The following is a 20,861-nucleotide window of genomic DNA, read 5'->3' as shown; positions in this document are numbered from 1 at the left end:
GGCCCTAGGTAAATACCCAGAGCCTATCGCTGATGCCTAGCTCCATCAATTAAACGGCTTTGTGGTAAATCTCAGAGCCTGTTTTTTTGAACTCGTCTGATTTCGCTTTCATTTCGGCTTCAACATCGACCATTTTGATTTCGATAGTATCGCCTACGTTATTTGGATCAATGCCTCTAGCTTCAAGATCTTTGGCGTAATCACGTACTTCTTGAGTGATCTTCATCGAGCAGAACTTAGGGCCACACATAGAGCAGAAGTGTGCAATCTTGCCTGATTCTTGTGGCAGTGTTTCATCGTGATATTCGCGGGCGCGTTCTGGGTCTAAACCTAGGTTAAATTGGTCGTGCCAACGGAACTCAAAGCGTGCTTTTGATAATGCATTGTCACGCTCTTGCGCACCCGGGTGACCTTTTGCCAAATCGGCAGCATGAGCAGCAATTTTGTAGGTGATTAAACCTTCTTTAACGTCTTCTTTGTTTGGTAAACCTAAATGCTCTTTAGGAGTTACATAACAAAGCATAGCGCAGCCGTACCAAGCAATTTGCGCAGCGCCAATACCTGATGTGAAATGATCGTACCCCGGTGCAATATCCGTGGTTAATGGACCAAGAGTATAAAACGGTGCTTCTTCACAGTGTTTTAGCTGCTCTTCCATGTTCTCTTTGATCATATGCATTGGCACATGGCCTGGGCCTTCGATGAACACTTGCACATCATGTTTCCAAGCAAGTTTTGTCAGCTCACCTAAAGTACGTAATTCGCTGAACTGGGCTTCGTCATTAGCATCAGCAATAGAGCCCGGGCGCAAGCCATCACCTAATGAAAAACACACATCATACTGTTTTAAAATTTCACAGATTTCTTCAAAGTGCGTGTATAAGAAGTTTTCTTTATGGTGCGCTAAACACCATTTCGCCATGATTGAGCCACCACGCGAAACAATACCGGTAACACGCTTTGCCGTCATCGGCACGTAACGCAGTAATACTCCAGCGTGAATGGTAAAGTAATCAACACCCTGTTCTGCTTGTTCAATCAAGGTATCGCGGAAAATCTCCCACGTTAGGTCTTCAGCCACACCGTTTACTTTTTCAAGCGCTTGATAGATTGGTACGGTACCAATTGGTACTGGCGAATTACGTACCACCCACTCACGGGTTTCGTGAATATAACGACCCGTTGATAAGTCCATTACCGTGTCGGCGCCCCAACGAGTCGACCACACCATTTTTTCTACTTCTTCTTCGATTGATGAAGTCACCGACGAATTACCAATATTCGCGTTCACCTTAACTAAGAAGTTTCGGCCAATGATCATCGGCTCAGTTTCCGGGTGGTTGATGTTGTTAGGAAGCACGGCGCGGCCACGGGCAATTTCATCACGCACAAATTCAGGGGTAATAAAATCAGGAATACTAGCGCCAAACGATTCGCCTTTGTGCTGGGCCGCAAGCAACTCTTCACGAATTTTAGCGCGTCCCATGTTTTCACGAATTGCCACATATTCCATTTCAGGCGTTACAATACCTTGTCGCGCATAATGCATTTGCGTTACGTTTTTGCCTGCTTTTGCACGGCGGATCTTTGGTAGATGCTCAAAGCGGATATGATCTAACCCTTCATCTGCCATTCGTTGTTGAGAAAATTGCGAAGTCACTGAGTCTAAAATTTCAGTGTCGCCACGGCTTTCAATCCACTTTTCACGGTATTTCTCAAGGCCCTTGCGCACATCAAGTTTAAAATCTGGGTCAGTGTATGGGCCCGAGGTATCGTAAACACGAATTGGCGCGTTAGATTCAAATACAGGGTTCTCTTCAGTGCCTCCGATGAAGGTATCGCTCAGGGTGATTTCACGCATCCCTACTCGTACATTGTCTTGTGTACCTTCTACATAAACTTTATGAGAATTAGGAAACGGTTGACCCGTTAAGTTATAAATATAATCTGATGCTGCCGCACGAACTTCGCGGCGAGATGGTTTAGTTGTTGTGTTTGACATGACTTACCTCATTGCTTTAAGGGTTGTCTTGTCAGATATTGCAAATGCAATAGAGAGTGGCAAACGCCATTGGATCGTTAATAAGCTAAATGCTTACTAGTGCAGCCTGCGCCGCTTATGCCTCATAAATTTGGCGCACAAGCGCCCAGTGAGGCAGCTTGTTCCCTACGCAGGTGTTAGCCTGATCAGGTTCACGGATCCCGCTTTCGCGATCTCAGCCTTGTTAAAGGCACTCCGACAAGTATAAATTCGTTTCTTTAAAACGCCCTGAGTGTACGCCAGTTAAAAAATTGCTGCAAGCTAAGCCACTTTAGTTTTTTGCAATGAAGGTAAAGTGATGCTCGCCTTGCAGAGTTAGTTTCTCACCTGTTAGCGTAATTGCCGCACCTTCTTTTAGCGCTGACAATAATTGCTGCTCAAGCTCATTAACTTGCTCGCCACATGATTTACGAGTCATACCTAACTTATTTACCGTTAGCGTATCTTCGCTGAGCGCACCTTCACCAAAAAATTTATTACAGCCAGCAAAGCCGTTAACCTGCATCGCTTCGATAAAGCGTATAGAGGCTTTTTGAGATACAGGAATAGCTAAACCATTCACTTTTGATAATTGCCACTGTGTATATTTTAATTGCTCACTAGTGACTGTCCCTGTCGATGAGCAGCCCATGCAAAATAATATAAAAAGAAGAGGCAAGGCTACTAACTTCATATTTTTTAACTATTCAAATTTCAATGTAGTAATAATAACAACATTTAACGCAATTGATCGTTAAAAAAACATGTTTTATCTGTAAAAAATTGTTCTAAGTTAGCTTATCAAAGAACAACGCAGACTATTTGAATAAGTTATCGACTTCTTCTGGTAAAAAAGGACGACCTTTTTCATTTACTGACGTGCCAATCACTAACGCTTGTAGCATCACTTTATCATCATGTTTGCGATACACTGTTTGCCTAAAAGCAAACTTTAATCGGCTGATACGCTCGGGCTCAACGGCAACGTAAAATTCATCACCCGGCATAAGTGATGCCTTGTAATCCATTTCGCTACGCAGTACGACAAGGTTTACTTTTTCTCTTGCGAGCTTTGCAAAATCGATACCTTGGGCATGTAAAAACTCATGGCGTGCATGTTCTAAATAATTAAAATAAACACTGTTGTTTACAATTCCTTGTAAATCACACTCATAATCACGCACTTTAAAGTCTACTTTAAAGGTCATAGTCGTATTCCTAATCAATTTACGTATAATTGCCTGCGTTTATATCATAAAAATTGATTTTATAGCCATTTGGCTAGCTAGGTTGCTAGAATAGCAGTCCCGAAAATGGAGTTAAGAATCCGCATGAAACGACGTTTATCATTATTATCTGCTGCCATCCTGCCTTTATTCGCAGCATCTTCGATTGCTTACGCTGAAGACGGTGAGCTTGAAAAAATTGAAGTTACCGGTGATTTCAAAAGAGAAAGCATTCAAACCCTTAGTGCCAGCGCAAGCTTGTTTTCAGACCATGAAATCAATCAACGCGGTGCAAAGTTTTTAGATGAGATGCTTGCTAGTGCAGCGAATGTAAACTTTACCTCAGGGGCATCTCGTGGTCGTTTCGTGCAAATTCGTGGTGTCGGTTTACGCTCACAGTTTGTTGACCCTATTAATCCTTCGGTTGGCTTAGTGATCGACGGTATTAACTACTCTGGTTTAGGCGGCAGTTCACTGTTATTTGATATCGACCAAGTTGAAATTTATCGCGGCCCACAAGGAACTCGCTTTGGTGCTGATGCCTTAGCTGGCATGATTCAAATGGAATCTGCAACCCCCACTCTTGACCCAAGTGTGAAAATACAATTAGGTGCGGGCAACTACAACAGCTATGAAGCAGGTATTGCCGCAGGTACCGGTATTACCGACGACACAGCAGTACGCGCTAGTATTTATCAACGTGAGTCTGATGGGTATGTAGAAAACCGTTATTTAGGCAAAGATACCCAGCAACAAGACGAGCTTGTCTCTCGCTTTAAATTATACAGTCAATTAACCGACCATCTGCGTACTGAACTGAATGTACATTACATCGATATAAATAACGGCTATGACGCATTCACATTAGATAACAGCCGTTACAGTGTTGCTGATGAACCAGGCCAAGACAACCAAGAAAGCATTGCGGTTGGCCTAGCAAACATATACACCGGCTTTGACTTTTTTGATGTTAGCTTAAACCTATCTGGTATCGACAGCGAGCTGTTATACAGCTATGACGAAGACTGGGTGTGTAATGATGAAGCTCAACCTGAATTATGTGCTGCTGGCTTGCATGATTGGGGCTATAGCTCAACAGATGCTTACTTTCGCGATCGCCAAGATCAAGCGGCTGAGCTGCAATTTAGTGGTAAATCTGGCGAGTGGGTCGCAGGCATTTACTATCAAGGCCGCGAAGTTGACTTAGAACGTCAATACACTTGGCTGGCACAACCATTTGCATCTAATTATGAAACCAGCAATATTGCTGCATATGGTCAATTAGCAACACCTATCGGCCCAAAAACAACCTTAATTACGGGTTTGCGTGTTGAGCAGTATCAGGGCGACTACACCGACAACAACGGTTTTATTGAAGAAACCGATGATGTCATGGTGGGCGGTAAGCTTGCACTTGAATACCAAGTGATTGATCGCACCATGATCTATACCAGTATTACTCGTGGCTATAAAGCTGGCGGTATTAACTCTGAAGCTTTAGCAAAAGCAAAAGACGAAGGCTTAAACCTAGATGCTGATTTCTTTGCTAATCACACATCATTTGCCCCTGAATACCTATGGAGCGGTGAATTTGGTGTTAAAGGCAGCTCTTTGGACGATAAGTTTGTGTTACGTCTTGCCGCTTTCTACATGTACCGTGAAGATATGCAGCTAAAATCGTGGCAAGTTGAAAGCCAAAAATTCACAGGTTATATCGATAACGCCAGCTCTGGTGAAAACTACGGTTTAGAAATTGAAGGCAGCTTCCAAGCAACTGACAATTTACTACTAACGGGTAGTGCAGGTTATCTACATACAGAAATCAATGACTTTGTTGCGCAATCAGGCCTAGATCAAGATGGTCGAGATCAAGCACAAGCTCCTAAATACCAATATGCATTCACTGCGCGTTATAACTTTACGCCAGCACTTTATGCATCAATTGGAGTAGAAGGCAAAGACGATTACTACTTCTCTGATAGCCATAACTCAAAAGCACCTAGCAGCAACTTAGTGAATGCTTCATTTGGTTATGAAAGTGATAATTGGAGCATTAATGCATGGGCACGTAACTTATTTGATGAAGACGTACCAACCCGTGGTTTTGAGTTTGGTAACGATCCATTAGACGGTTACACCACTCATACATACACACAGCTTGGCGAACCTATGGTTGCCGGTGTGACATTTATTTACGAGCTATAAGCAATTAGGTGCTAGGTTTTTTACCTAGCACCCAAACACCTAGAGCCTAGAGCCTAGAGCCTAGAGCCTAGAGCCAAATAAGTTAAGCCCTTTCAACATCAAAGGCGAGTACGTCTTTAATCTTTTGCTTATTCGTTGCCAGCATAATGAGTCGATCTATACCCAGTGCGACACCCGCACATTGTGGTAAGCCATGCTCTAGTGCAGCTATTAAACGCTCATCCATTGGCACTTGCTTTAAGCCATTTGCTTCACGGTACTGATTATCTTCACTAAAACGAGCTGCTTGCTCTTTGCCATTGGTCAGCTCATTAAAGCCGTTTGCAAGTTCCATATTTTTAAAATATAACTCAAAGCGCCCAGCTACTCGCTCATCGTGCTGACAAATTTGGGCAAGCGCTGCTTGCGAAGCTGGAAAATGATAAACGAAACAAGGCTTTTCTTGGCCAATCGTTGGTTCAACCTTCATACAAAATAATAGCTGTAACAAGGTATCGCGATGCGTTTCATTCGCGGCAATATCGGCGAAGCCCTGCTCCTTTGCTAGTTGCTGTAATGTGCTGATATCAGCAGTTAAAGGGTCTACACCTAAGGCGTTCATAAAGGCTTGCTGATAAGTGAGTCGCTCAGCGCTTTCTACGCCAAGCACCAATTGCATAAGCTCATCCATTTCATCCATAAGCGCAAATTCATCAAAACCCGGACGATACCACTCAAGCATTGTAAATTCAGGATTATGATGACTACCCGCCTCTTCATTACGAAAAGCTTTGCATAGCTGGAAAATAGCCCCAGAGCCCGCCGCAAGTAAACGCTTCATGGCAAACTCAGGTGACGTTTGCAAATAAAGTGGTAAGCCACCAGCATGACCTGGGCCAACAAACTCGGTACTAAATGTCGCTAAATGCACATCGGTTACACTGGCCGCGCTTAAGCTTGGCGTTTCAACCTCCATAACATCACGTGCATAAAAGAACTCGCGAATACGGCGGATGATGACGGCACGCTCTCGTAAAGTTTCAATATCGGCGCTTGGTTGCCAAAGGACATTAGACATAGCGTTTCCCAAAAAAAATCCCAGCAGAAGCTGGGATTTTATAATAAATTGCTTAACAATGCCTATTACTTAACACGGCTCACGTATTCACCGCTACGTGTATCAACTTTGATCACTTCGCCGATTTGTACGAATAGAGGAACACGAACAACAGCACCTGTGCTTAATGTTGCTGGTTTACCGCCAGTACCCGCTGTATCACCTTTTAGACCTGGATCTGTTTCAGTGATTTCTAATTCAACGAAGTTTGGTGGAGTCACGGCGATTGGGCTACCGTTCCAAAGCGTGATAGTACAAACGTCATTTTCAACTAACCATTTTGCATTGTCGCCAAGCGCTTTTTCGTCAGCAGCGATTTGCTCAAATGTTTCGTTGTTCATGAAGTGCCAGAACTCACCGTCAGTGTATAGATACGCTAAATCTGTATCCATTACGTCTGCACCTTCAACTGATTCACCTGACTTGAATGTTTTTTCTAGTACTTTACCTGTGATAAGTTTACGAATACGAACACGGTTAAACGCCTGGCCTTTACCTGGTTTTACCATTTCATTTTCTAAGATGCTGCAAGGTTCGCCGTCTAACATAATTTTTAGGCCGCCCTTGAACTCATTGGTGCTATAATTCGCCATCGTTTCCTCTGTCTAAATAATTTCGAGTAATCTACGTGTCAATGATACAAAGAAATGAAGTAAATTTGCATAAAAACTGGCAAAAAGAATTGGCAAATGTTGTCACTTGTCCTGAACGCTTGCTAGAAATGCTAGGATTATCAAGCAAAGTAGACGAAAAAGACCTCAAAGCACGCAGTCTTTTTCCTGTCCGCGTGCCCCTGCCTTTTATCAAAAAAATGCGTTATGGCGACATAAACGACCCTCTTTTGCTGCAAGTGATGCCCAGGCACCAAGAGTTTTTAGCAAAAACAGGTTACGACAAAGACCCTCTAAAAGAGCAAGATAACAACCAACCTGGCTTGTTACACAAGTATCGCTCTCGCGTTTTAGTAATGTTTAAAACCGGTTGTGCCGTAAATTGCCGTTATTGCTTTAGACGCCATTTTCCTTATCAAGAAAACCAATTAAACAAACGCAGTTTAATTGATGCACTGGCTTACATTAAAGCCGACAGCAACATCAACGAAGTCATTTTAAGTGGTGGCGATCCATTGATGGCCAAAGACGATGCTGTTAGTTGGTTTATGGATGAGTTAGAGCAACTTCCGCAAATTAAACGCATGCGTATTCACAGCCGCTTACCTGTGGTGATCCCAGCAAGAATTACCGATGAGCTATGTGCACGCTTTGCTGCATCGCCCTTAAAGGTGGTGTTTATAAATCATATCAATCACGCTAACGAAATTGATGATGACTTTAAAGCGGCCATGCAAAAGTTAAAAGCTGCAGGGGTGACGTTACTAAATCAGGCGGTGTTACTAAAAGATGTGAATGATTCTGTCGAGTCGCAAGTTGCACTTAGTGAGGCTCTGTTTGAGGCAGATATACTTCCTTACTACTTACATCTACTAGATAAAGTTGAGGGTGCTAGCCATTTTGATATAGCTGAGAGTCAGGCACGAGAAATCGTAACGGCTATGCTGGCAGCATTGCCGGGTTTTTTGGTTCCTAAGCTGGTGCGTGAGATCGGCGGCGAAAAAAGTAAAACGCCTATCGATCTCAATCTAAGTTAAACGTATACGTTTACGTTGTTACCTAGTGTCGCAGTTACCGACTTAGCAGGTGTTTGTGCAGCACTGGTATTCATTGCTGCGCCTTCGATAAGTGCAAGTGCCGCAGCACCATCAGCCTTTTGCTGTTTTTTAGCAAGTGATGCGCTGTAAACTTCTGCGCTTTCGCCACCGCCACTCATCGCTGGTAAGCTTGATCCTGATATATTCATAGTTCATTACCTGACTTTTTATGACAATCCACGTACTATATCGGCATTGCAGTCTAAAGCTTTAGGAAAAAAATGGATTCAATTATTGAACAACTCAATGCTAACCTAAAAATCGTTTATCGTCAGGCACTTGATGCTGATAAAAAATTAGATGATTTACAGCAGCAAGGCCATGGCAAATTCAAAGCCTTATTTGCAAAAGATGCTGGCTTTGATTTTGAAGCGAAACGCTTTAAACCTTACGTTCTCGATGTTGCAGCTGATGTAGAAAGCTTAAGCAACGACGATATGGACGAAGAAAAGCTGAAAAAAACCGTTATTAAACTGCAACAGTTATTACAGTTGCTAGCAACCTTCAAATAAACACTTAATCACTACAACGTGCTGATGATTTTTGAGGAGCACTGAGCTCTACTTTGTGCCCTCTTAAATCTCTCTTAACATAGTGCTTTTTAATACTTACAATCCTTATTAACAGCCGTTGCTCGAATATCAAAGGTTCTGGTACACTTTTCCTTTGTTCATCTTATTACTCGCGCAATGACTCATCATTCTCTAACCTTAATCGTATTAGCTGGCGGACTCGGTAGTCGCTTTGGTGGAAACAAACAAATTGCTGATATTCCAGGTCTTAACAGTACTATTATGGAACTAAGTATTCGAGATGCTGTTCAAGTAGGTGTAACTCAAGCTGTTATCATCATAAATGCTAATATTCGAGCCGAATTTGAAGCAAGAATTTTACCCCGTTTGCCTAAATCACTTGAAGTTATCTTAGTTAATCAAGAAATCACTGCAATTCCAGAAAAGTATCTTTCTTTAGCTAAAGAGCGGCAAAAGCCTTGGGGAACAGGCCACGCTCTTTTATGTGCAAAACCCTATGTAAAGAACCCTGCAATTGTAATTACAGCCGATGATTATTATGGGGCCTCTTCGTTTAAAATTATCGCCGAACATTTTAAGCGTAGTAATGATTGGGCTATGGTTGGTTACCCTGTAGTTGATACTTTATCGACTCAAGGAGGGGTCAATCGCGGAGTGTGTAGCATCGATGAGCAACAACATTTAATCGATGTTGTTGAATATCTTGATATCAAGCTAGAGCAAGATATTTTGTTAGGTAATAACTCTCTAGGTGAGCGTCAGAGTATTGCTAAGGAAGCTCTTGGTTCAATGAGTTTTTGGGGGATTACAGATGATTTATTCATGGTTCTAGAAAAGGGCTTTGTACAGTTTTTAGAAAATACTGACAACGGTGTCACGAAAGAGTATTATTTACCAAATCAGATACAACTTGCGATTAAAGATTACAATCAAACTGTCGCCGTTTATACCGCACAAGAGCCATGGTACGGCGTAACCTACAAAGCTGAATTGGATGCAATAGCAAGTACATTACGTCAGTTACGCCTCGGGCTTAATGAATAAATCTACACCTCTTCTTACAAAAAGTAATGGAAAATTAATGAAGTCGAATCCTGTTGCAACTTATCTTTCTGAGCATTTTGGCTTAAGTTCAGATCACGTGACACTGAAACCTATTGGCAACGGCCATATAAACACAACGATGCTTCTTAAGTCACAAGATAATGCTGTCGTTGTGCAAAAACTAAATACTGATGTATTTCCTAACCCTGAGCAGCTTGTAGAGAATGCAAGGCTTATCGAAAAGCACCTAAACGACAAACATGTGAAAGGTGAATATAGTCTCGAGATTATTCGTCATGTACCGACAATAAAAAATGATTTTTTGGTGGAATGTGACCAAGGCGTGTGGCGTGCACTCGAATTTATTGGCGGCAGTTACAGTGAGGATGTTGTAGCAAACATCTCTCAAGCACAAACTGCGGCCAATGCATTTGGTCAATTTGCGCTTGCTTTACAAGACTTTCAGGCTGAGCAACTACATCATGTTATCCCAGATTTTCATAATTTAGCAATGCGTTTTGATGCTTTCAGAAAAGCAATCGAAAATGACCCTGTAAATCGTATCGAGCTTTGCCAACCAGATATCGAGTTCTGTTTAAATCAGCAATCGCTAATTGATGAACTACAGAAACTGGAAGGTAAGATCCCATTAAGACCCTGTCATAATGATACAAAAATCAATAACATGCTTTTTTGTAAAGATTCTGATGATGCAAAAGCAGTTATCGATTTAGATACCTGTATGCCTGGCTATTGGTTATTTGATTTTGGTGACATGGTGCGCACTTTCTGTTCACCTGAGCAAGAGGACTCAACTAACCTGAAAAATGTAACAGTTCGCGAAGAAATTTTTGCAGCTATTGTTAAGGGCTATGTAGAACCATTAAAAAATGTAATCACTGATGCAGAAAAAGAGAGCTTTTGGCTTGGCACAAAAGTAATGACATTTATGATTGGCTTGCGCTTTCTTACTGATTTTATTGATGGTGACAATTACTTTGCGACTAAACATGCTCACCATAATCTCGAACGAGCCCGAAACCAGTTCGCACTGTATCGCGATATTCTTGAAAAAGAGAATACCCTAAAAGCTATTTTAGAAATAAATAAGTAACGAGCTTACAATTAAAGTTTGGGGTTAAACTTTTGGAGCAATTTCACATCAAGCTATGGAGATGATAGGAGCTACCGACCACTCCTTAACTAATCAGACCGAGCCACTCGAATTGTTATATCGGTGGCTCTTAGTTTAGATATTAGTGAGCTTGTTGCCAGTTGTCACCGCTGTCGGCTTCAACAATCAGAGGCACATCAAGAGTAGCGGCTTCTGACATTAACTTACAAATTTCAGCTTTATAGTCGTCCACAGATTCTTCTTTAATTTCGAACACTAATTCATCGTGCACTTGCATGAGCAGCTTAACTGAACCTGCAGCTTGTGCGTTCACCCATTGATGAACTTTTAGCATCGCTTTTTTGATGATATCTGCAGCAGTCCCTTGCATTGGTGCGTTGATCGCAGCACGCTCAGCGGCTTTACGACGAGCACCGTTACGGGCATTGATTTCAGGTAAATGTAAGCGGCGGCCAAAAATCGTTTCTACATACCCTTTATCAGCTGCTTTTTCACGGGTTGTTTCCATGTACTCAAGTACGCCAGGGAAACGCTCGAAGTATTTATCAATATAATGCTGTGCTTCATGACGTGGTACATCTAATTGACGTGATAAACCAAACGCCGACATGCCATAAATTAAACCGAAGTTAACCGCTTTAGCTTTACGGCGCATATCGCTGGTAACCTCTTCAAGGCTAACCCCGAAGACTTCTGCCGCTGTTGCACTGTGAACATCTAAACCATTCGCAAAGGCAGTTAATAGGCCTTTATCTTGAGATAAATGCGCCATGATACGTAATTCAATTTGGCTGTAATCGGCAGCCACAATTTTATGGCCAGGTGCAGCAATAAAGGCTTCACGAATTCGACGGCCTTCTTCTGAACGAATTGGAATATTCTGTAAGTTAGGATCCGTTGAACTTAAACGACCTGTTGCTGTTACAGCTTGATGGTAAGAGGTATGCACTCGCTTAGTGCGCTCATCAACCATTAGCGGAAGTTTATCTGTGTAGGTTGATTTAAGTTTAGATAAACCACGGTGCTCAATAATCACTTTTGGTAACGGATAATCATGAGCAAGTTCTTGTAACACCTCTTCTGCTGTCGAAGGTGCACCCTTAGGTGTTTTCTTGATAACAGGCAGCTCAAGTTTTTCAAACAAAATAGCTTGCAGTTGCTTAGGTGAGCCTAAGTTAAATTTTTCACCTGCAATATCATAAGCTTCTTGCTCAAGCTCTAACAGGCGTTCACCTAAACGTTGACTATGAGCTGCTAGCATGTTGCTATCAATTGCAACACCAGTACGCTCAATATCAGAAAGCACTGTGACAAGTGGTAACTCAATCTCTTCGAATACCGATTTTAATTGGCTATCAGCATCAATTTTTGGCCATAATACTTGATGAAGACGTAGCGTTATATCAGCATCTTCAGCAGCATAAGGCGCAGCTTTTTCTAGCTCAATTTGGTTAAACGTTAACTGCTTTTTACCTTTACCGGCAATATCTTCAAAGCTGATATTTTTGTGACCAAGGTATTTCAGTGCCAACGAGTCCATATCATGGCGGCTGCCTACACTATTAAATACATACGACTCCAGCATGGTGTCGTATTTAATGCCTTTTAATTCAAAGCCTGCGTTAGCTAACACGCTTTTATCGTACTTAAGGTTTTGCCCCACTTTCGCTTTGTTTTCGTCAGCTAAGATTGGGCCAATTTTTGCCATTACGGTTTCTAAGCTTAATTGCTCAGGCGCATCTGGGTAATCGTGACCAACCGGAAGGTAAGCCGCTTCACCGGCTTTAACCGCAAAGCTCATACCAACCAATTGCGCTTGCATATAATCAAGGCTGGTTGTTTCAGTATCAAAAGCAAACAATTCGGCGTCATTTAACTGCGCCACTAAGGTATCAAGTTGCTCTTCAGTTAAGATTGTTTCGTAGTGTGCATCAGCAACTTTTGGTAGTTCGTTAGCTTCAGTTGGCACATCTAAATGCGTGTCAGCGTCTTTAGGGTTATCAAGTAGCTCAGCTAACCAACGGCGGAACTCACACTCACCATAAAGTGCAATCAATTCGTCACGATTAGGCTCTTGCAGCTTAAAGCTTTCAAGATCTGACTCAACCTCAACATCACACTTAATTGTTGCTAACTCATAGCTAAGTGGCAAATGATCAAGTGCTGTAGCAAGCTTTTCACCAATCTTGCCTTTTATTTCACCTGCATGATCAATGACACCTTGTAATGATCCATATTTTTGCAGCCACTTCACCGCTGTTTTTGGACCACAGCCATCAACACCTGGGATGTTATCGACTTTGTCACCCATTAGGGCAAGGTAATCAATGATCAATTCAGGACCAACGCCAAACTTCTCAACCACGGTTTCTGGATCTGAAATGCTATCTGTCATGGTATTGATCAGCGTAACATGCTCATTAACAAGCTGCGCCATATCTTTATCGCCAGTCGAGATCAGCACATGACGCTGCTGCTCTGAGGCTATTCGCGCAAACGTACCGATAACATCGTCAGCTTCAACACCTTCAATACTAATCAGTGGAAAACCCATTGCTTTAATAATGTTATGCAGTGGTGCGATCTGTGTGCGTAAATCATCCGGCATTGGCGGACGATTCGCTTTATATTCGCTGTACATATCATTTCTGAAGGTTTTACCCTTGGCATCAAATACCACCACCATGTGCGATGGATCATATTGCTTGATCAAACTCTTAAGCATATTAACTACGCCATAGATTGCGCCTGTCGCTTCACCTTTTGAGTTAGTAAGGTGCGGTGGCGAATGGTATGCACGGAATAAATAAGAAGAACCATCTACAAGAATAAGTGGATTTTCAGGGATCTGAGCCATGGTGAAATTGGATCCTAATTGAATAACATTAAATTGTTTGTAAGCATGCCATAAGGTCATGAAGAAAACGACTGTGAATTATTAACCAATAAAGCTTTATGACAGAGCAAGCTGTGGATAACTTTGTAGATAACAGACACAGTTAATTCTCCCAAAATGAAAAAACATTTAGGAAAATTAGATAAGCTTATGTTTTTATTTAAAAAAGATATTACGGCGTTCTTTTTTTATTATTTTTGTCCGATGTGGAAAACGGTTTTAGTAGCGATAACCTTTTGCTTATTCGATACCGAATTAACATCCCTTTTCATAACCGGAGGAGTATTCTAGCATAATGGATCAAAGATCATAGCGATCCTTTATACTTTTTTTTTCGTTAGTAATTTATAAAAAGGCATAAACAGCTATTCATCATGCTTTGCGAGTTATCAAGCGACGAAAATTTTTTATTTTGTCGCCATGCTCGTATCCTTGTTAAACTAAAGCTAGTCGCATTAAGGAGAGTTCAAAAATGAAAAAAGTTGCTGTAATTTTAGCTGGTTGCGGTGTTTACGACGGCGCAGAAATCAATGAAGCCGTATTAACCTTATTACATATCGCTAAAGCAGGCGCGAGCTATGAATGCTTCGCACCCGATATCGAACAAATGCACACCGTTAATCACCTAACAGGTGAAGAAATGACACCTAATCGTAATGTGCTAGTTGAAGCTGCACGTATTGCCCGCGGTGAAATTAAAGCGCTCACTGAGCTAAATGTAGATGAGTTCGATGCCTTGATCGTACCGGGTGGTTTTGGTGCCGCGAAAAACCTATCCGACTTTGCTGTGAAAGGTGCTGATGCACAAGTTCAAGGTGATGTACTGACAACAGCGAAGGCTTTTGTCGATGCCAACAAAGCAGCTGGTTATATATGTATTGCGCCTGCCATGCTGCCGCTTATTTATGGTAAAGGTGTAAAAACAACCATTGGGAGCGATGCAGAGACCGCCGCAGCTATAGAACAACTTGGTGGAGCACACCAAAGCTGTGCTGTGAACGATATCGTTGTTGATCAACAACATAAAGTGGTCACTACCCCAGCCTATATGTTGGCCCAAAGTATTTTAGATGCAGATGCGGGTATCGAAAAATTAGTTAACAAAGTATTAGAGCTTGCTTAAGCATCAAGCTAAGAGCCAGTATTTTATGCTGGCTTTTCTTGCGCTAACGCAAAAAAATGACGGTTTTTCTCAAGAAAAAGCCTTTTAGATCATTTTATAAATTGTGGCTTAGCGTTATAATCGTTCTAATTTCCGTCATATATATCGTGATTGATCACGTTCAAATCGAAGTGAGCAAGGCAAAATGAAAAAACTATCAGCTGCATTATTACTGCTAGCAACAACGGCATATGCACAAGCGTATGACAACTCTTTGACTGAAGATGCTATCAAAAAGCGTCTAGCGCCAATTGGTTCTGTCTATCTAGAAGGTGATAAAGCTGCAGCCGCTGCTGAACCTACAGGCCCTCGTTCTGGTGAACAAGTTTACCAAGCAGCATGCTTTGCTTGTCACGGCACTGGTGCACTAGGCGCACCAAAATCAGCTGATGATTGGGCTCCTCGTATTGCTAAAGGCATGGACACTTTACTTGACCATGCAATCAATGGTTTCAACGCGATGCCTCCTAAAGGTACGTGTATGGACTGTTCTGATGAAGAGATCAGCGCTGCTATCGATTTCATGACTAGCAAGTAACAGTTTAAAATCTAATACTAAGGGCTTATTTTTATAAGCCCTTTTTTTATGCCTTTATCAGGGCGCGAGGCTAGCTCTGTAGCCAAATATGACCATAATAAATTACTATTTTGTTAACAGCTGTTACTTGACGATCTAATAAAAAAGTGGAACTATTAAGGACGATATTTAAACAATAATAAAATGAGTTCTAAATCATTGGAAGATTCAGCAACACACTTTGATAAGCTTGCACGTAAAAATGTTCGCTTAAAATCGCTTTTACAAAAGTATAAGCAATCACACCACTTGCAACATGCTCTTTTACAATTATCAGAGCAAGCGAGTACTGTTGCCGAATTAACCTTGCTTTACCCTGCTATCCACAACATCCTGCAAGACTATATTCCAAGTAAAAACTTCTTCGTGGTTTTGCATAACCCTGTTTACGATAACCTTGAGTTATCTTATTTTGCCGACGAAAAAGATGGCCTCTCTGTGCCATTGAAGTATGAACAGTACTTTAAAGAAGGCCTGACAGGTTACGTATTTAAGCAAGGTAAAACCAGCTACTTTACCAAACAACAAACAGAGCTAGCGGTTGAACAAGGCTTACTCAAATGCTTTGGCACACCTGCCGAGCATTGGGTTGGAGTTCCTGTATACCGCGATAAGTCAATAATTGGAGTGATGGTCGCGCAAAGCTATGAAAAAGACCTGAGTTATTCTGAGCAACAAATTGAGTTGCTAGAAGTAATGTCACTTTATTTGGCAACGGCCATCGAACGAGTTAAGAAACGTGAACTGCTCGAATCAGAAGTTAAAATTCGTACTCGTGCACTGACACAAAGTAATCAAGCTCTCAATGAAGAAATACAGCAACGTAAAAAAGCGTTAGAGCGTCAACAGATCCTTTTTAAAATATCAGAGCTGGCAACCTTAAGTGAAAATCTTGACGACGTTTATAAACATGTTCACGAAATTATTAAAACCATTACCTATGCAGACAATCTATATATTGCCCTTTATGATGAGCAAACTCACTGGTTAAGTTTTCCGTACTGTGTCGATGAATACAATGACACAGGCAGGCCGAGACCTTTTGCAAAAGGTTTTAGTGAACTTGTTTTAAGCTCCGAAGAATGCCAAGTCATCGATATTAATAAAGCAAATAATCTTATTAAGTTAGGCGTTGTTGAAAGGCCCGTAGACGTCCCGGCTGAACGAACAGCAACTAGCTGGTTAGGTGCACCACTTAAAACATCGCAAGGTGTCATTGGTCTAATAGTTTGCCAAGCGTATAATAATAAACACGAATTCACGCAAGATGACTGTGAGTTAATTACCTTTGTATCGCATCAAATAGCCAACGTCATTCAAACCCATTTAGCAAATCAAGAGTTAAAGCTAAATCATCAAAAGCTGGAAAACAGAGTTGCAGAGAAAACGAAAGAGTTACGCCAAGCAAACCTTCACTTACAGATGCAAATTGAAGAGCGTAAAAAAATAGAACAACAGCTGTACCACGATGCACATCATGACTCATTAACCAGTTTACCTAATCGCAGTTTATTCCTAACACAGTTAGAAAAAACATTGCAGCATTATCAGCGCTATCCAGAGCAGCAGTTTGCAGTGTTATTTATTGACCTTGATAAATTTAAAGACATCAACGATCACCTTGGTCACCAAGCAGGCGATCAATTTTTAATTGGTGTTGCTGAATCTTTCTCGCATTGTATCCGTGAGCATGATTTACTTGCACGTTTAGGTGGTGATGAGTTTGTGGTATTGCTCACTCACTTAACTGAGCAACAGCAAGCTCAAGATGTTGCCAAACGTATCATCGAAATAATGAGAAAACCTTTCTGTATGAAGGGTCAATGCATTCAAAGTGGTGCCAGTATTGGTATTACTTACTCAAAACCAAGCTACAAGCACACCGATGAAATTATACGTGATGCCGACGCCGCCATGTATTACGCTAAAAATGCAGGCCGTAATCGCTTTGAATGTTTCCATCCGCTGCTTAATGCCAGTAATGTGCAACATGATGCTGACAATATGCATCACTTAGATGACTTGCCTATGCACTTTAGAAGTGCCGAAATCATTACCTTGGATGAGCAAACTCGCGCAGAGTCTTTACTCGAAGCATTTGGTGAACACCCAGTACTTGGCAGCACCAGCTTTGAAGTACTTAAGAAGTTTGCGACCGATAGAGTACAGCACTTTGAGGTTGAACTTAACTTACTAAAACAAGCATTCAGCTTAGTAAGTGACAGTAAGAAAGAAAAAGTATTGTTCCCTTGCTCTGGCTTAGTCCTTGAACGTATTAATTTTCAAGCACTATGTAAGCTATTAAAAGCCCACGATGCGAATAGAATGTGTCTGTTATTCAACGAACAAGAAATTCGTTACGCATCAGCGATACAAATTGAAAATTTAAAAAACTTGGTCGCACAAGGATTTTCGATTGGGTTGAATGAATTTGCTAAAGATCGCTGTGAGTTAAACTTACTGACTGAGTTTCAATTCGATTACTTGTTATTAAGTTCAACATTTAGCAAGCGCGTATTACAGCAAGAAAACTATCACTTACAACTGCAAGGTGTACTGGCGATTACTAAGCTGCAAAATATCCAAGTAATCGCGAAAGGCCCGTCAATTTTTAACTACCGCACCTTACTCGATAAGCACGGATTGTCGTTGTTTATTGGTAAGCAACATGCGCTGGCGCCCTTCGAACACGAAGCACCAAGCGCACAATTTATTACTTCTTAAGCATCGCTCTTAGATTAGCTACACGGGCTTGGCCTTTTTCCATACGCTCAGCCTGTGAAGACGGTGGCTTTTTCGCTTCAAAGGCTAAGTCATCTTGTGGTAACTCCTGCACAAATCGACTGAGCTCAGTATCTGACGTTTCACCAAATTGACGACGTAACTTAGCATAAGTCATTACCAACTCTTGTTGAGCACGGGTTATACCTACATAAGCAAGACGACGCTCTTCTTCAACGTTATCTTCATCGATACTTACTTGGTGTGGTAGTAACCCCTCTTCCATGCCAACCATGAACACATACGGATACTCCAAACCTTTTGAAGCATGCAGTGTCAGTAATTGTACCGCATCAGATTCGTCTTCCTCTTCGTTACGTTCAAGCATGTCACGTAAAGTCAGTTTACTAACCACCTCAGCAAGGTTCAGCGGCGGGTTGTCTGCGTCCCCTGTTAGCATGTCGGTGATCCAACGATAAAGCTCTGAAACGTTCTTCATGCGCATTTCAGCGGCTTTTGCACTCGGTGATGACTCATAAAGGTATGCTTCGTAGTTAATTTGCCTAACTAACTCTTTCACAGCTTCAAGGGTATCGCCGCGTACCGCATTATCAGAAAGCTCAACCACCCAGCGGGCAAAACCAGCTAAGGCATTAAAACCACGGCCTTTTAAGCGGTGTGCAAGTTCAGGTTCAAAACAGGCTGCAAATAAGCTGATATGCTTTTCATTAGCAAGGGTGCCAAGTTTTTCGAGTGTGACCGTACCAATCTCACGGCGTGGCGTATTTACAATACGTAAAAAGGCATTGTCGTCATCTTGGTTCACCAATAGGCGTAAATACGCCATGATATCTTTAATCTCTGAACGCGAGAAAAACGACATGCCGCCACTTATCTTATAGGGAATGCGGTTGCTCATAAGTGCTTTTTCAAACACGCGCGCTTGATGGTTACCACGGTATAAAATCGCGTAATCTTTATAGCTGGTACGCTTCATGAATTTATGAGAAATGATCTCTGCCACCACTCGCTCTGATTCATGCTCTTCATCACGACAACCAATCACTTTGATTGGCTCACCATAACCAAGTTCACTGAATAGCTTTTTATCAAACTCGTGAGGGTTGTTGGCAATCAAAATATTCGCCGCTTTTAGAATTCGCCCTGCGCTTCGGTAGTTTTGTTCAAGCTTAATTAAACGTAAGCCCGGAAAATCTTTACTCAATAGTACAAGGTTTTGAGGCTTAGCACCGCGCCATGAGTAAATTGATTGGTCATCATCGCCTACCACTGTAAAACGAGCTCGTTCACCCACCAATAACTTAACCAACTGATACTGACTGGTGTTGGTATCTTGATACTCATCCACCAGTAGGTAACGAAAACGCTGCTGCCAACGCTCACGCGCAGTAGCATTTTGGCCTAACAATAAAGTAGGGATCATGATCAGATCATCAAAATCAAGGGCATTATAAGCACGTAGTTGATTTTGATAACGCGCATACAGCTGAGCAAATAAGGCTTTTTGTGGCTCACGGGCTTCGCGAACAGCACGCTCTGGCAAAATCAATTCGTTCTTCCAGTTACCTATTTGCATTTTTAGTAGGTTGAGTAAGTCTTTGTCTTTTTTTAGTTCTTCTTCGGTCAGCTCGGCTAGTAACTGGTTGGTATCTTGATCATCAAACAACGAAAAACCGGGTTTAAACCCTAGCGTCGTTAACTCTTTTTTGATGATCTCAAGCCCAAGGGTATGAAACGTTGAAACCCATAAGCCTTTCGACTCTTGTTTACCCAGTGTTTGCGTTACACGCTCGCGCATTTCTTTTGCCGCTTTATTGGTAAAAGTTACCGCCGCAATATTGCGCGCTTGATACTCACACTTTTGCACCAAGTAAGCGATTTTATTAGTAATAACACGCGTTTTACCAGAGCCCGCACCGGCTAATACCAGACACGGTCCACTGATATACTTTACCGCTTCATCTTGTTTTGGGTTGAGTTTCATAAGCCCCTAAAGAAATTATCCAAAGACAGGACGGGCAATTTTACCGTAATCACTACACTACGCCTAGCCAATAAGGTAAGATTGTTTTTTTACGTGACTCAAGGGACGAAGATGATCAACCCAGCAAAACTTGAAGAAATCGCTAAGCAAATTACTGACAACATGCCGCAAGGCGTGAAAAACCTTGCCGAAACAGTTGAAGGCAAAACAAAGCAAGCTATTCAAAACAAACTTGCTGAGATGGACTTTGTAAGCCGTGATGAGTTTGATATTCAAAGCCAAGTACTTATTCGTACTCGTGAAAAACTCACTGAGCTTGAAGAGAAAGTTGCATTACTCGAGCAGCAACTTGCTAGCAAACAAGACGAACAATAAAAAAGGAGAGCGAATTAGCTCCAATGCCGATCAGTTAAGCAATTGACATTTGGCATAATAGGATCAAAATCCGATGATCACAGGTCATCGGATTTTTTTATGCCCCTTAATCATAGCTTCGCCAATATTTCATCATTTATCGATTCTAATATTCACAG

General features: G+C 41.7%; 17 protein-coding genes and 1 riboswitch. Of the genes, 9 read left to right on the top strand and 8 right to left on the bottom strand.

The features are described from left to right. Positions 1 to 49: 49 nt before the first annotated feature. From thiC to JIG37_RS18075, 3 genes are all read right to left on the bottom strand, one after another. On the bottom strand, positions 50 to 2,002 hold the full coding sequence (gene thiC, locus JIG37_RS18085; protein WP_206769770.1) for a phosphomethylpyrimidine synthase ThiC: 1,953 nt from the start codon (positions 2,000 to 2,002) through the stop codon (positions 50 to 52). Between the two features lie 145 nt (positions 2,003 to 2,147). Continuing rightward, a riboswitch (TPP riboswitch) is annotated at positions 2,148 to 2,249 on the bottom strand. 63 nt (positions 2,250 to 2,312) lie between these two features. Further along, positions 2,313 to 2,714 carry an META domain-containing protein gene (locus JIG37_RS18080; protein WP_199530002.1) on the bottom strand — a complete coding sequence of 134 codons (402 nt, stop codon included), beginning with the start codon at positions 2,712 to 2,714 and terminating at the stop codon, positions 2,313 to 2,315. Between the two features lie 124 nt (positions 2,715 to 2,838). After that, positions 2,839 to 3,228: an acyl-CoA thioesterase gene (locus tag JIG37_RS18075; RefSeq protein ID WP_054554129.1), complete on the bottom strand. Its 390-nt coding sequence runs from the start codon at positions 3,226 to 3,228 to the stop codon at positions 2,839 to 2,841. A 123-nt stretch (positions 3,229 to 3,351) separates the two neighbouring features. Between JIG37_RS18075 and JIG37_RS18070 the strand changes: the two genes are divergently transcribed. Next, a complete protein-coding gene (locus JIG37_RS18070; protein WP_199530001.1) occupies positions 3,352 to 5,451 on the top strand; it encodes a TonB-dependent receptor in 2,100 nt (699 codons plus the stop codon). 82 nt (positions 5,452 to 5,533) lie between these two features. Here the strand turns inward: JIG37_RS18070 and epmA are convergent, their stop codons facing one another. Together epmA and efp are read right to left on the bottom strand one after the other, a co-directional pair. Next, positions 5,534 to 6,508 (bottom strand): elongation factor P--(R)-beta-lysine ligase, encoded by a 975-nt coding sequence (gene epmA / locus JIG37_RS18065; RefSeq protein ID WP_187490723.1) that lies wholly within the window; start codon positions 6,506 to 6,508, stop codon positions 5,534 to 5,536. Positions 6,509 to 6,573: 65 nt separating this feature from the next. Next, on the bottom strand, positions 6,574 to 7,140 hold the full coding sequence (gene efp, locus JIG37_RS18060; RefSeq protein WP_054554126.1) for an elongation factor P: 567 nt from the start codon (positions 7,138 to 7,140) through the stop codon (positions 6,574 to 6,576). A 41-nt stretch (positions 7,141 to 7,181) separates the two neighbouring features. On the opposite strand from efp, the gene epmB reads away from it, so the two are divergent. Beyond that, positions 7,182 to 8,195, top strand: coding sequence for an EF-P beta-lysylation protein EpmB (gene epmB / locus JIG37_RS18055; RefSeq protein ID WP_199530000.1), 1,014 nt, complete (start codon positions 7,182 to 7,184; stop codon positions 8,193 to 8,195). On the opposite strand, the gene JIG37_RS18050 is transcribed toward epmB, so the two are convergent. After that, on the bottom strand, positions 8,192 to 8,404 hold the full coding sequence (locus tag JIG37_RS18050; RefSeq protein ID WP_054554124.1) for a hypothetical protein: 213 nt from the start codon (positions 8,402 to 8,404) through the stop codon (positions 8,192 to 8,194). The genes epmB and JIG37_RS18050 overlap by 4 nt on opposite strands. Before the next feature lie 72 nt (positions 8,405 to 8,476). Between JIG37_RS18050 and JIG37_RS18045 the strand changes: the two genes are divergently transcribed. The 3 genes from JIG37_RS18045 (at position 8,477) to JIG37_RS18035 (ending at position 10,946) form a co-directional block, all read left to right on the top strand. After that, the gene (locus JIG37_RS18045) at positions 8,477 to 8,767 is read left to right on the top strand and encodes a prephenate dehydrogenase (RefSeq protein WP_199529999.1); all 291 of its coding nucleotides are present in this window, start codon (positions 8,477 to 8,479) and stop codon (positions 8,765 to 8,767) included. Between the two features lie 177 nt (positions 8,768 to 8,944). Next, the gene (locus JIG37_RS18040; protein ID WP_054554122.1) at positions 8,945 to 9,832 is read left to right on the top strand and encodes an NTP transferase domain-containing protein; all 888 of its coding nucleotides are present in this window, start codon (positions 8,945 to 8,947) and stop codon (positions 9,830 to 9,832) included. Between the two features lie 37 nt (positions 9,833 to 9,869). Next, positions 9,870 to 10,946: an aminoglycoside phosphotransferase family protein gene (locus JIG37_RS18035; RefSeq protein WP_054554121.1), complete on the top strand. Its 1,077-nt coding sequence runs from the start codon at positions 9,870 to 9,872 to the stop codon at positions 10,944 to 10,946. A gap of 142 nt (positions 10,947 to 11,088) precedes the next feature. Here JIG37_RS18035 and polA read toward each other — a convergent pair whose 3' ends face one another. Then, complete coding sequence (gene polA, locus JIG37_RS18030; protein ID WP_166339620.1) at positions 11,089 to 13,824, bottom strand: DNA polymerase I; 2,736 nt, start codon at positions 13,822 to 13,824, stop codon at positions 11,089 to 11,091. Positions 13,825 to 14,335: 511 nt separating this feature from the next. On the opposite strand from polA, the gene elbB reads away from it, so the two are divergent. The 3 genes from elbB to JIG37_RS18015 all read left to right on the top strand — a co-directional run bounded on the left by elbB (position 14,336) and on the right by JIG37_RS18015 (position 18,326). Continuing rightward, a complete protein-coding gene (gene elbB, locus JIG37_RS18025; RefSeq protein WP_054554119.1) occupies positions 14,336 to 14,986 on the top strand; it encodes an isoprenoid biosynthesis glyoxalase ElbB in 651 nt (216 codons plus the stop codon). Positions 14,987 to 15,170: 184 nt separating this feature from the next. Next, complete coding sequence (locus tag JIG37_RS18020; protein ID WP_199529998.1) at positions 15,171 to 15,563, top strand: cytochrome c5 family protein; 393 nt, start codon at positions 15,171 to 15,173, stop codon at positions 15,561 to 15,563. Between the two features lie 183 nt (positions 15,564 to 15,746). Then, a complete protein-coding gene (locus JIG37_RS18015; RefSeq protein WP_199529997.1) occupies positions 15,747 to 18,326 on the top strand; it encodes a diguanylate cyclase in 2,580 nt (859 codons plus the stop codon). Here the strand turns inward: JIG37_RS18015 and rep are convergent. Beyond that, positions 18,316 to 20,328, bottom strand: a complete 2,013-nt coding sequence (gene rep / locus JIG37_RS18010; RefSeq protein WP_054554116.1) for a DNA helicase Rep — start codon at positions 20,326 to 20,328, stop codon at positions 18,316 to 18,318. The two genes, JIG37_RS18015 and rep, sit on opposite strands and share 11 nt — an antisense overlap. Before the next feature lie 111 nt (positions 20,329 to 20,439). On the opposite strand from rep, the gene JIG37_RS18005 reads away from it, so the two are divergent. After that, the gene (locus JIG37_RS18005) at positions 20,440 to 20,703 is read left to right on the top strand and encodes an accessory factor UbiK family protein (RefSeq protein ID WP_054561163.1); all 264 of its coding nucleotides are present in this window, start codon (positions 20,440 to 20,442) and stop codon (positions 20,701 to 20,703) included. The last annotated feature ends 158 nt before the right edge of the window (positions 20,704 to 20,861 follow it).

It is taken from the genome of Pseudoalteromonas sp. bablab_jr010 (genome assembly GCF_016464105.1).
Taxonomy (GTDB): domain Bacteria; phylum Pseudomonadota; class Gammaproteobacteria; order Enterobacterales; family Alteromonadaceae; genus Pseudoalteromonas; species Pseudoalteromonas simplex.
The sequence above is the reverse complement of the archived record's forward strand: the minus strand, read 5'-3'. Positions and strand labels throughout refer to the sequence as shown.